Raw genomic sequence first — 13031 nt, forward strand, 5'->3', positions numbered from 1 at the left:
TTTTTAAAACCATAATTTAACCTTTGAAGTCATTAAATACCTAGATCTATTTTTATCGTTACCTTATTCTTAAGCCTAATGATTAAACCATGCATCTGATAATAACTGAATCGCCTCCTGTATCTTTTCCTCCGAGAGAATGGCAAACCCGAGTAACACTGTACGGTTATCAAATTCTCCAAAAGTAGAAACGGGGTATACTTTAATCCTCTGTTTTGCTGCTTGGGAAATAAGTTCTGCCTCAGTCATTCCATTATTTGGCCGCAAAAGAATGTGTAAGCCGGAATCCTGGCCGATTACTTCGACAGAGGTAGGAAAGTAAGTAGCAATCGCTGATACCAATACATTTCTTTTTTTCTGATACACGACACGCATTTTATGAATATGCTTTTCCCAATGCTCCTCTTGTATAAATCTGCTTAAGATCTCTTGATCCACTCGTGAAACGGTTTGGGTATAGAAGAAAAAGTCCTGTTGATAGGTTTGAACGAGTGGTTTTGGTAGAACCATGTAGCTTACACGTAATGAAGGGAGCAAGGCTTTTGAAAAGGTTCCAATGTAAATGACTTTTTCATTTGCATCTAATCCCTGTAATGCAGGAATTGGTTTGCCCGTATAGCGAAATTCACTATCATAGTCATCTTCGATAATAAAACGATTTTCTTCTTGTTCTGCCCATTTTAAAAGCTGCATTCGTCTTGTGATTGGCATAATCATCCCGCAAGGAAATTGGTGTGATGGGGTGACAATAGCGACATTTGCTTGGCTTTCCTCTAATTTCGAAAGAACGAGTCCGTCTTGGTCAAGTGGAATCATCTTTACTTCTTCTAGGCTCTTTTCAAAAGCAACCAGTTTGCGATGATACCCTGGGTTTTCAACTGCAAATACACTTTCTTTCAATAATTGAAATACTTTTCCTAAAAGATATGGGGTTCCAGCCCCGATAACGATTTGACTTGGAGAACACCTTACTCCACGCGATTCGAATAAATACTTGGCAATAGCTTCCCGGAGGGCCCATTCCCCTTGTGGATGTCCAAGAAGAAGGACGTTTTCATTATCCTTTCTCAAGACGTCGTTGGCCAGCTTTCGATAAATGGCAAATGGGAATGCTCCTGTATCAATTCCTGTATTCGTAAAATCACATATGTAGTTTTGATTCCGATAAGATTTTTCTTCAACATAGGGAAGAGGGCTTTCACCGGTAATAAGGCTAGGCTCTACTTCACAAACAAAGAACCCTTTTCGTGGAAGGGTTTCAATATAGCCTTCAGCCACAAGCTGTTCGTAGGCAGCTTCAATGGTATTTTGACTAATTTGTAAATGACTTGCTAGCTTTCTTTTTGAAGGAAGCTTTGTATGCGGTGCCAATGATCGGCCTTTTATTTCATCTTTAATATAGTTATATAACTGGATGTAAAGAGGTTCATTCCTTTGTGAGTCTAGGTTTGGTGTTAAATCAATCATGAAACTGACCCCCTTACTTTTCGTATATTTGACTCTTTTTACAATGTCAACTAATCGATATAATACCTTCATGTTTATCATTTCCGTATTGGAAAATCAAGTGTTTAAAAGGAGGAATACATCATGCAAAAAACACGTCGAATCGGTCTATTAATGATCATTAGTGGTGCTACATTGTGGGGCATTTCGGGGCCAATGATACAATGGCTTTTTCAAAAAACGGAATTGACATCTAGTGACTACCTCATATTCAGATTATTATTAGCAGGCCTTTTTATTTTGGTTTTTTTATTATTTAAAGGCGATAATATATTTGCTATATGGAAGCACCCAAGTCACAGAATCCATCTTGTCATCTTTGCTGTTTTAGGAATGCTTGGGGCTCAGTATGCGTTTGTTGAAACAGTAAGAATAAGTAACGCCGTAACCGCTACACTATTTCAATTTCTCGGACCAGTCTTGATCCCTATTTATATAGCGATTAAAGATAAGAAGCTACCAACTCCTATGAAAGTATTAGCTGTTATAACGGCTTTCATTGGAACATTCTTTCTTATTACTAATGGGTCTGTAGAAAATCTTGTATTGTCTGATAATGCAGTGGTTTGGGGGATTTTAACAGCACTTGGCTTCACATTTTATACACTTCAACCAGTAAACCTTATCAAAAAATGGGGAACAATGGTGGTTGTAGGTTGGGGATTGTTAATAGGCGGAATCGTACTATTATTAATCAATCCTATAAATGATTATCAGAAATTGACAGAGTCGATCACATTTAGCACAATGACAATGTTCCTTCTTATTATTTTAAGTGGGACCTTTTCATTTCTTTTGTATATAGGAAGTTTAAAATATCTATCAGCGACAGAAACCGGAATTCTATCAAGTATTGAACCACTTGTAGCAGGTATCCTAACGGTTACATGGTTAAATGAATCATTTGGGGGTTATCAATTAATAGGTGGAGGGTTCATTATCCTTGCGGTTATCCTATTAACAGTACCAGAAAAGGAAATTGAAAAGGGAGTAGTGGCGTCGGAGCGAGTATCTTAAATAGCGAAAAGAATAGGAGCTAGAGTTGGACATAGTAAGCTAATAATCATCAACCTCTGTACAGTTTCGCAGAGGTTGATTTTTATATTGGATATAGGAAACGTAAGTAGTAAAGAAAAAAGTGAATATCGAGGCATAGTGCAGCTTAAGTGGGTTAATTACATTGTTCTTTAAAAAGATAATTAATTCTTCCTTTATCTCTATCAAAAAATACGATCACATAATCATCATTTGATTGATCAGTGATTTCTTTTCCGTAGGGGTAATCATGACAATCCTCTATAACAACGTCTTCACCCTCAAAATTCTCTTCAATCCACTCCTCTATCATTTGATTTACTTTCGTCAATTTTTCACCCCTAAGCATAAATTTTATCTAGTGTTCCCCTACCCTCCTTACAAATAAATAAACGCCTTCTATTACAGCTTTATTAAATTTATTCCGAAAAATGTTGTTAATATTTTACAAAAAACTCTTGGGATTTGAAGGGAAAACGGATCAAAAAGAGAATTATATGGGTTAGAGTTTATCATGTGGAGGGGAAAAGATGTCTAAATTAACAATTGAAAAAAAGCTGGTCGCAAAAGAAGCATTTATTTTTATTGGAAAATCTGTAATGACAACCAATGAAGCTGAGATGAGAGGGGTAGGAGTAATCCCAACCCAATGGCAAAATTTCTATCAGAACCAGTTATTAGAAAGCATCCCTAATAAAAAGAATGAGACCATATTAGCACTATATACGGAATATCAATCAGATGAAAAAGGTCCATATACATTTGCTATCGGAACTAAGGTTACCAATCTGAATGAAATGCCTAATGGTATGAAAAGTTTCTCTATTCCAGAAGGTCGCTATATGGTGTTTACGACTAGGAAGGGTCCGGTTAATGAAGTGGTGATAGAAACCTGGCAGTATATTTGGGAATGGTCAAAAACGAATAAAAGAGCTTTTTTAACAGATTTTGAATTATATGATGAGCGATGCGCTGATCCTGATAACGCACAGGTCGATATTTATATTTCGATACTTTGATACATGTTTCTCTCTTGATTGAGTCATTGTATAATGTTCGGTAAAATAGCAGAAGAATAATGACTCAAACGGGAAAAGGTGTTTTTATGCAAAAAAAATATATAGTCGTGGGTGCAGGGATTCTTGGAGCCTCTACTGCTTATCATTTGGCAAAATCAGGAGTAGATGTAACGTTAGTCGATCGAAAAGATTCAGGGCAAGCAACAGACGCAGCAGCGGGAATTGTTTGCCCATGGCTTTCACAGCGTCGGAATAAGGCATGGTATCAACTTGCTAAAGGTGGAGCGAAATACTATCCTAGCTTGATTAAGGAATTGGAAGCTGATGGCGAAATAAACACAGGTTATAATCGGGTAGGAGCGATTAGTTTACATACAGATAAAAAAAAGTTAGACAAAATGATGGAACGTGCTTTAAAACGTCGGGAGGATGCACCGGAAATTGGTGAAATTACTCGCTTATCTGTTGAGGAAACGAAATTATTATTTCCGCCTTTATCAGCTGAATATAGTTCTGTATATGTCAGTGGTGCGGCCCGTGTAAACGGAAGAGCCTTACGCCAATCCCTAGTTCATGCTGCGAAAAAGAATGGAGCTGCTTTTCTTCAAGGCGATGCAAAGCTCCTGTATGAAGGGAACCTATTGACTGGAATCAAGATTGGGGAAGAGGAATTATTAGCCGATGGAGTTATCGTCACAGCGGGTGTTTGGTCAAAAGAGTTGTTGAAGCCTTTAGGTATCGACTTTTTAGTCTCGTCACAAAAAGCCCAAATTGTTCATCTCGAAATCCCAAACTCTGACACGAGTAAATGGCCAGTTGTTATGCCTCCAAATGATCAATATCTTCTTGCATTTGAAAATAGTCGTATTGTGGTCGGGGCAACACATGAAAATGATGTTGGACTAGATAACCGGGTCACAGCAGGTGGATTGCATGAGATATTGGATAAGGCTTTAGCCATTGCACCAGGATTGGAGAATAGTACCATGATTGAAACAAGAGTAGGCTTTCGTCCATTTACCCCAGGATTTTTGCCAGTATTCGGCAAGATACCTAATGTGGAAGGGCTTTTTGTTGCAAATGGTCTCGGTGCTTCAGGGTTAACGGTTGGACCATATCTAGGCTCTGAACTAGCCAAACTAGTACTTGGATTGCCGGGAGAGATTGATCCAATTGATTATGATGTAGCGGGTGCTATTGGGAAGATGGATTAAATGTAAAAAGAGGAATCGTCGTGATTCCTCTTTTTACATGTTTATTTATTATATTGCGGGTCAGCAACTTTCACTAGTTGTTTACCTAGATTTTTCCCTTCAAACAATCCGATAAAAGCATCTGGAATCATTTCGAATCCTTCAACAATCGTTTCTTCATAGGTTAATTTTCCTTGTTGAAGCCATTGTCCTAAGTGCAGGGCTCCTTCTTTAAACTGATTAGCATAATCGTTAACAACGAAGCCTTTCATAAGGGCACTTGACTTGATTAATTTTGTTTGGACTCGCGGGCCTAAATCGTTGTCCGTTCGGTTATAGGAAGAGATTGCCCCACATATCGGAATTCTGGCGTTGTGGTTTATGAAATTAAGAACAGCATCAGAAATAGGGCCACCAACATTATCGAAATAAATATCTACCCCATTAGGGCATGCCTTTTCTAAATCATGATTAATATTTTCTGTTGTTTTGTAATTAATAGCTGTATCAAATCCAAGATCATTCACCAAGTATTGAACTTTTTCATCAGTTCCGCAAATTCCTACGACACGGCAGCCTTTAAGTTTTGCAATCTGCCCTACAACAGACCCGACTGCCCCTGCAGCGCCGGAGACAACAACGGTCTCACCTTCTTTAGGAGCGCCAATCTCGATTAAGCCAAAATAAGCGGTTAGCCCAGTTAAGCCTAAGATTCCAAGAGATGTAGTGACAGGACCTTGCTCTGGATTAACTTTTCTTACTGTATTCTTATGAACAACAGAATACTCCTGCCACCCTGCCATTCCGGTTACAATATCACCTTGGTGAAATTCATCGGATTTAGATTCGACGACCTCACCAATGACACCACCGGTAATCACCTCATTTAATTGAAAAGGTTCTACATAGGATTTTACATTTTGCATCCTGCCTCTCATATAAGGATCGACAGACAAATACAGAGTACGGATAAGGACCTCATTTTCATTAGGTTTTGGAATTGAAGTGTCGATAAATTTAAAGTTTCGATTAGCAGGTACTCCCTCAGGACGCGAGGAAAGCAGGATTTGTTTCTGACTATTTGGTATCATTGGAAACCTCCATAAGTTAATATAGTATGAGCTCTAAAATAAAACTATCATACTAAAGAACGTCGATTCAAAACATTGACCTTAGGAGGAAACATTTATGGCGAATCCATGGGATACTGAAATTAAAGAAAAAGGTTTTACGAAATATATGGGGATGTAGATGAAACGTCGAAAAAATATGCTCGTTCTAAAGCTGTCTATATTTCACTTGTACTTATGCTTTACGCTCATGATCAAGGAGATGACCAGCTCGTAAAGGATGCGACAGAATCCCTTTCATTATCATGAAAATAAAGGCGGTATCCTTGATATTTTAAAAAATGGCTATTTTTCTACTTTGGTAGAATGATAGCTATTTTTTTGAATAGCTATTAATAATCGGGTTGACCCAACAACCCGATTATTATATGATTTTAATGTCAGAATATTATTTAAATTTGGAAAAGGGGGAAGCTATGTGATCAAGAAGATTTTTTTCCCGTTACTGATCGTGCTCGTTTTATTACTAGCAGCATGTAGTAAAGAATCTTCCACAGAAAAAGAAACCACCATTAAGTATTGGTCTATGTGGAATAAAGGAGAGCCACAACAGGTTGTATTACAAAAGGTTATTGATGATTATGAAGAAGCAAATCCAGATGTAAAAGTGGATGTACAATGGATGGGGCGACAAGTCATGTCGAAAGTAAGAAATGCTGCTTTAGGAGGAAATGCACCTGATCTTACAGAACAATCTGGGGCAGAAGTGGAAGGGACATTATTTAAAAATGATCTAGCAGAACCGTTAGATGAATTACTTTCTATGAAAATTCCAAATGAAGGGACACCTTTCCAAGATGTATTTATAGATGAGATGCTCTCATTCTATCAACAGGATAATAAAACATATTTTATCCCTTATGAAATTATTAGCTCTGGCTTTCACTATAATGAAAACGCCTTCAAAGAATATGGAATTGAACCGCCAAAAACGTGGGGGGAGTTCATTAAAGTTAATGAAAAATTAAAAAGTGAAGGAGTAGCTCCTCTTGCTCAGGATGGTAATATCGATTTTTACAATGCTTACTACTTTTATTGGTTAGTTGAACGTCTAATGGGGCCAGGAGCATTGTTAGAAGCGGCAGGGGATAAAACAGGAGAAACATGGACGAAACCAGGATATTTAGAAGCAGCAAAAAAAGTCCAAGAGCTAGTAGATAATGGCTACTTTGCAGACGGGTATAAGGGTAGTCAGTACCCTGCTGCACAAACTGCTTGGGCAAGTGGTGATGCTGGAATGATTTTAAATGGTAGCTGGCTATCAAGTGAGACAGCAAAATACTCTTCAAAAGACTTTGTATATAAAGCGTTCCCTTTCCCTGAGATGGAGGGGGGAGAAGGTAGTTACGATCAAGCCGAGCTTTACTTGATTGGATGGGTGGCTCCAAAAGGCTCTAATAAGGAGGCTGTACAGGATTTCTTAGCATTTGCCATGCAGAAGAAGTATCAAGAGAAGATAGTAAGTGATACGAAAAATATTAGTACAAGAAAAGATTTGGAAGCCCCAGCGGCATTAGAAGACTTTAGAGAAATTGTTGTAAATGCTTCATCTTATCATAAAGAATATGATGGTTTACAAGCTGAATATCCACAATGGTGGAAGACTGTATTCTTACCACTCGATGATAAATTAGTATTTGGGGAAATAACGGCGGAAGAATTTATTAAAGAGCTCAAGAAGCAAACAAAGGATTACTGGAGCAAACAGTAAATAAAAAAGAAAGCAGGAGATTTAATCTTCTGTTTTCTTTTAAGTAACGATAACAAGTGATGAAATAGGAGGTGCGGCCTTTTGAGAGACGAGAAGAAAAAACTCATTATCCCATATTTATTACCGGCAGTGGCATTATATCTTGTATTCTTCATTGGACCAGCAATTTATGGCTTATGGATAAGCTTTCATGAATGGAATGGGTTTACTGAAAAAATGAGCTTTGTAGGAATAAAAAATTATTTAAAAATACTTGAGGATCCTATTTATTGGCAGTCATTCTTAAACATGATGCTAATCTTATTTGTTGGGGGTATTTTTGTTTTTTTTATTGGGTTTATATTTACAGCACTTATGAGTCAAGGGGTCACAGCAAAAAAGGCGATCCGTGCGATCATATTTTTTCCACAAATCATTGCCCCGATTGCACTAGCAGTTGTATGGAATTACCTATATCGCTTCGACATCGGATTTTTTAATTCAATTTTAAATGCATTAGGGCTTAATCCAGTAAATTGGACTGGTCCAGATAACATTATGATGTCAGCCGTTATTTCAATTGTTTGGTATAGTACTGGCTTTTATGCCATTATCCTTTTGGCAGGAGTTGATAAGATTCCAAATACGATTTTCGAGGCTGCAAGGGTAGAGGGGGCTTCTACGATAAAAATCTTCACGAAAATCACCATCCCGTTAATTTGGGATGTTATTTCGATTGCTGTAATTTTATGGGGGATTAATGCCATTCGTTTGTTTGATTTCTTATTCGCCTTTGGAGGACCAGAACCACCTACCCGAATATGGAATACAGCCATGTACCAATTTATCCTGGGCTTTGGCCAACGAACTCCGATATATCAGCTAGGATACTCTAGTGCCATCGCCATCACTATGATCATAGTGGTTTTATTGTTCGTTGTAACTGGGAGGAAGTTATTTAAACGTGAAGTATATGAGCTATAAAAGCTTGGATGAAAGGTGTGAAATAAGATGGTATCAAATGGGAAAAGTGTATGGTTAGCACTTGGAAAGACATTTCTATATGTATGGACCCTTTTTATTTTATTTATTTTAGCTTGGATCATTCTTGCCTCCTTAAAAACAAACCAGGAACTTTTTAATGGGTTTTGGAGTTTACCAGATTCGTTACAGTGGAGCAACTATTACACGGCTTGGGTACAATCGGATTTAGCCTCTTATTTCATTAATAGCTTAGTAGTAGTTACAATAAGTGTCATCGGCATTGTTTTAGTTAGCGCACCAGCGGCATACATTCTTTCAAGGTTTCACTTTATTGGGAAGGAGTTTCTAACGAATACTTTTGTTATCGGGATTGGGATTCCCTACCAGGCTGTGTTAATTCCCATATATTTATTATTATTAAAAATAGGATTAATCAATACACATTTTGGATTAATCATCGTTTATATTGCATTGTCACTTCCGTTTACAATCTTTATCTTAACAGGGTTTTTTCAAAGCCTTCCTTCAGATGTGGAGGAAGCGGCGATCATCGATGGAGCAAGTGAGAACACTATTTTTTGGAAGGTGATGCTTCCGATGGCTCGTCCAGGACTAGTCACAGTGTTGATATTAAATGCTGTAGGGCTGTGGAATGAGTTTTTGCTAGCGAAAGCCTATCTAAATGTAAATGAAAAATATACATTGTCCGTTGGTTTGTACCAATTCTATCAATCGATGCAATATAATTCAGACTGGGTCGGATTATTTGCAGGTGTAGTGATTATCATTTTCCCAATCTTAATTTTCTATTTATGGCTGTCAGACAAAATAATAGCAGGAATGACAGCTGGGAGTGGAAAGTAAGGGAGAGAAAAATTTGAAGCTGTTGGATTTAAATCAGTTTTGTATCGCTTAACATTAATGATAATGGGATTGTGTAGATTTTATCCAAAGATCATTTAACCTACAAATAATTTATGTCTTTTGTTAACCCAACAACCTATTGACCTAATATTTAAGGAAGATGTTTAGGAGATATATACAGACGCTTAACATTACCAAGGAATGTAAAATTAATTTTCTGACTCTATTAACTTTAAAAGTTATTAAACAAGAGGGATCTAACCATTTCTGATTAAGAGCTATTAATATCACTAAATCGTGTCTCTTTAATGTCTCGAAAGGAGGTGAGCATGATTGTAGTTGGTAGGATTTAATAGAAAACAAAAAAGGAGGAAGAATATGGGTCTTACTATGAAAAAAGGTTTTATGTTCCTAGTGATTTGTACTCTCATTTTTAGCGGTTTTGGTCCTTCTACGTTTCATACAGAAGCTAAGACCACTTCAAAGAAGACTTCATCTGTACCAGAGAATAGTGAAGTGATTGGGGATATTACCGATTTTTCTGTGGAAGGAAATACTTATACGATTTCAGCTGGTGAAGCGAAAGTAAGAGTGATATTTTACAAGGATGACTTGTTCCGCATTTGGTTAGCTCAAGATGGTAAATTTACCGATCCAGCTGGGGATAGTATTGTAGTAAAAAAAGAATTTGGTAAGGTTACAACGAAATGGACAGATGAAGGTGACTATTATGCAATAAAGTCTAAGGATGTAGTTTTACGCGTTTATAAGAAACCTTTGAAGTTCGCCTTATACGAAGCAGACAATCAAACGTTAGTATGGGAAGAATCTCAAGGGTTATCTTGGACAGAGAACCAAACTTATCAATCATTGAAACAAGGAGAAGAAGAGCAATATTTTGGTGGGGGGATGCAGAACGGAAGATTCTCTCATCGTGGCGAAACAATCTCTATTTCTGCTAATTATAATTGGAATGACGGAGGAAATCCTAACGCCGCTCCTTTTTATATGAGTAACGCAGGATATGGAGTATTCCGTAACACCTTTGCCCCTGGTTCTTATTCATTTCTTAACACAGTGACGTCAACTCATAATGAAAATCGTTTCGATGCGTTTTATTTTCATGGTCCTAATCTAAAACAGATTATAAATGGGTATACGGAATTAACAGGTCGACCGATTATGCCTCCTGTTTATGGACTAGAAATGGGTGATGCAGACTGCTATAACAAAGATGGTCAAATCACTTTAGATGCTTTGAAAGTAGCGGATGGTTATATTGAAAATGATATGCCTGTAGGCTGGATGCTCGTTAATGATGGTTATGGATGTGGGTATACGGGCTTAAAGGATGTTTCTAAAGAGTTGATGGATCGTAATATTACATTAGGCTTATGGACGGAGGACGGAGTAGCAAACCAGGAATGGGAAGTTGGGGAAGCTGGTGTTCGTGTTCGAAAGCTTGATGTAGCGTGGGTTGGTCCAGGATATAAATTTGCCCTTGATGCAGCTAAAGAAGCTTTTGAGGGTATTGAAAAATATAGCAGCGCTCGCGGTTTTGTATGGATGGTGGAAGGCTGGGCTGGAGCACAGAGACATGCGGTCATGTGGACAGGTGACCAATCAGGTTCATGGGAAAATATTCGTTTTCATATCCCTACGATTATGGGATCAGGTCTTTCAGGTCAGGCGTTTACGACTGGTGATATTGATGGGATTTTCGGAGGTAGTGCAAAGACGTATGTAAGGGATCTACAATGGAAAGCCTTTCTTCCAATCATAATGTCGATGTCTGGATGGGCAGCGAAAGACAAACAACCATGGGTATATGGAGAACCATATACATCGATTAATCGCAAATACTTAAAACTAAGAGAACAATTGCTTCCTTATATTTATACCCTATCGGCTGAAGCACATAAAACAGGGGTACCACCTGTGAGAGCAACAGTACTAGAATATCCAAATGATCCAAAAACATGGGATGAAACAACGAAGTATCAATTCCTTTTAGGTGAATCCTTCCTTGTTGCCCCTGTATATAAGGATGAAGAAGAACGCGATGGGATTTACTTACCAAAAGGGACGTGGGTTGATTACTGGACAGGAGATGTTTATAAAGGTCCAAGAATCATCAATGACTATCCAGCACCATTGGATACTTTACCGTTATTCGTAAAAGCAGGTGCCAACATTCCGATGTGGCCGGAAATGAATTCTTTTAGGGAAAAAGAAAAGAATCCATTAACGTTTGATATTTATCCTAATGGTACTAGTGAATTTACTCTTTATGAGGATGATGGTGTTACAAGGGAGTACAAAGATGGTGCTTATGCAACTCAAACCATTAAAACGACGGCACCAGAAAACGGTCGAGGAAATGTGTCTATTGCAGTTGGACCTAGTGTTGGTGACTATGACGGGAAGCTAGAGAACAGAGAATATATATTTTCAGTTCATACGAGTAAAAAGCCTGCGAATGTAGGAATCGGTAAAGGTAAAAAGCTTAAGCAATATCCTTCTATAGAAGAGTGGGAGCAAGCAAAAGAAGGCTGGTACTATGATAAGGAAGATCGCAACGGCATTGCTTATGTGAAAACTTCATCCCTACCAACAGAGGAGGGCTTCACTGTAACGTTATATGGAACAGGATCTGTAGGTCACAATCCTCCAAATAAGCTCGATCCGCCCGTTTATGGTGAGGTTGAGGTAGATGGGGACGTTTACCCTGATACACAGACTAAGGTAAAAACAACGTTTGTTAATGCAGATAGTTCTGCTGTTAAAAATGTCAACTTATCGCTCAATATCCCTGAAGGTTGGGAAATCCTAGACACAACCAACGAAAGCCATTCAAAAGTAGCAGCGGGAGAATCCGCTACGACCACTTTTATCGTTCAGGCACCAGAGGGGACGAAAGAAGGCAATTATGAATTGTCCTTAAAGGCTACTTATGAACAACGTGGAGAGCATTATAGCTTTACCCAACCAAAAGAAGTATTTGTGGTGGATCCATATAAAATCCCACAATCAGAAATGACCGCTTCGGCGACAAGTGAACAATCAGGGAGCGACCCAGCACGAAATGCTATTGATGGAAATGTAAATTCAATGTGGCATACGGCTTGGTCAGGAGCAGACAAATTACCACAATCCATTACGATAAACTTGAATGACACCTACAATATCAATAAATTTACCTATCTACCACGCCAAGCGGGCTCCAATGGTTTTATTACACAATATAAATTGTATGTGAGCGAAGATGGGTTAGAATATACTGAGGTTTCAAGTGATAAGTGGACAGCAGATAAATTGGAAAAAACCATTAATTTTGATTCGGTAAATGCTCAATATGTGAAGTTCGAGGCAATTGAAGGGAACGGTGGATTTGCTTCAGCCGCTGAACTGAATGTATTTAAGTCGAGTTTAGAATAATAGGTAAAGGGTTTATAAGCTAAGAGCCATTCGTAAGCTATATTTACGAATGGCTTTCGTTATGGGAGGCAAAGACAGGCCCGCAAAAGGGAGCAGACGCATAAAAAGAAAAGTAGGCTCATAAATGTTGAAAAAAATGAGCTCATAAACTAGCGAATACGCTCTTAAGTAG

The 13031-nt window shown here is 38.1% G+C and carries 10 protein-coding genes; 7 read left to right on the forward strand and 3 right to left on the reverse strand.

From position 1 onward, the window contains the following. Window positions 1-75: 75 nt before the first annotated feature. The gene (pdxR, locus tag JOC86_RS21790; RefSeq protein WP_205175082.1) at window positions 76-1467 is read right to left on the reverse strand and encodes a MocR-like pyridoxine biosynthesis transcription factor PdxR; all 1392 of its coding nucleotides are present in this window, start codon (window positions 1465-1467) and stop codon (window positions 76-78) included. Window positions 1468-1590: 123 nt separating this feature from the next. Between pdxR and JOC86_RS21795 the strand changes: the two genes are divergently transcribed. Next, window positions 1591-2523 carry a DMT family transporter gene (locus JOC86_RS21795; protein WP_205175083.1) on the forward strand — a complete coding sequence of 311 codons (933 nt, stop codon included), beginning with the start codon at window positions 1591-1593 and terminating at the stop codon, window positions 2521-2523. A 154-nt stretch (window positions 2524-2677) separates the two neighbouring features. Here the strand turns inward: JOC86_RS21795 and JOC86_RS21800 are convergent, their stop codons facing one another. After that, a complete protein-coding gene (locus JOC86_RS21800; RefSeq protein ID WP_205175085.1) occupies window positions 2678-2872 on the reverse strand; it encodes a hypothetical protein in 195 nt (64 codons plus the stop codon). A gap of 199 nt (window positions 2873-3071) precedes the next feature. On the opposite strand from JOC86_RS21800, the gene JOC86_RS21805 reads away from it, so the two are divergent. Together JOC86_RS21805 and JOC86_RS21810 are read left to right on the forward strand one after the other, a co-directional pair. Further along, window positions 3072-3560 carry a GyrI-like domain-containing protein gene (locus JOC86_RS21805; protein ID WP_205175087.1) on the forward strand — a complete coding sequence of 163 codons (489 nt, stop codon included), beginning with the start codon at window positions 3072-3074 and terminating at the stop codon, window positions 3558-3560. An 86-nt stretch (window positions 3561-3646) separates the two neighbouring features. Beyond that, a complete protein-coding gene (locus tag JOC86_RS21810) occupies window positions 3647-4774 on the forward strand; it encodes an NAD(P)/FAD-dependent oxidoreductase (protein WP_239587770.1) in 1128 nt (375 codons plus the stop codon). Window positions 4775-4815: 41 nt separating this feature from the next. On the opposite strand, the gene JOC86_RS21815 is transcribed toward JOC86_RS21810, so the two are convergent. Then, window positions 4816-5844 carry an NADP-dependent oxidoreductase gene (locus tag JOC86_RS21815; RefSeq protein ID WP_205175097.1) on the reverse strand — a complete coding sequence of 343 codons (1029 nt, stop codon included), beginning with the start codon at window positions 5842-5844 and terminating at the stop codon, window positions 4816-4818. Window positions 5845-6301: 457 nt separating this feature from the next. Here JOC86_RS21815 and JOC86_RS21820 point away from each other — a divergent pair, with 457 nt between their 5' ends. The 4 genes from JOC86_RS21820 (at window position 6302) to JOC86_RS21835 (ending at window position 12859) form a co-directional block, all read left to right on the forward strand. Then, the gene (locus tag JOC86_RS21820; RefSeq protein WP_205175099.1) at window positions 6302-7594 is read left to right on the forward strand and encodes an extracellular solute-binding protein; all 1293 of its coding nucleotides are present in this window, start codon (window positions 6302-6304) and stop codon (window positions 7592-7594) included. Window positions 7595-7675: 81 nt separating this feature from the next. Further along, complete coding sequence (locus JOC86_RS21825) at window positions 7676-8557, forward strand: carbohydrate ABC transporter permease (protein ID WP_205175101.1); 882 nt, start codon at window positions 7676-7678, stop codon at window positions 8555-8557. A gap of 27 nt (window positions 8558-8584) precedes the next feature. Next, window positions 8585-9421: a carbohydrate ABC transporter permease gene (locus tag JOC86_RS21830; RefSeq protein WP_205175103.1), complete on the forward strand. Its 837-nt coding sequence runs from the start codon at window positions 8585-8587 to the stop codon at window positions 9419-9421. A 378-nt stretch (window positions 9422-9799) separates the two neighbouring features. Next, window positions 9800-12859, forward strand: a complete 3060-nt coding sequence (locus tag JOC86_RS21835; protein ID WP_205175111.1) for a TIM-barrel domain-containing protein — start codon at window positions 9800-9802, stop codon at window positions 12857-12859. The last annotated feature ends 172 nt before the right edge of the window (window positions 12860-13031 follow it).

This window comes from Rossellomorea pakistanensis, assembly GCF_016908495.1.
GTDB classification, from domain to species: domain Bacteria; phylum Bacillota; class Bacilli; order Bacillales; family Bacillaceae_B; genus Rossellomorea; species Rossellomorea pakistanensis.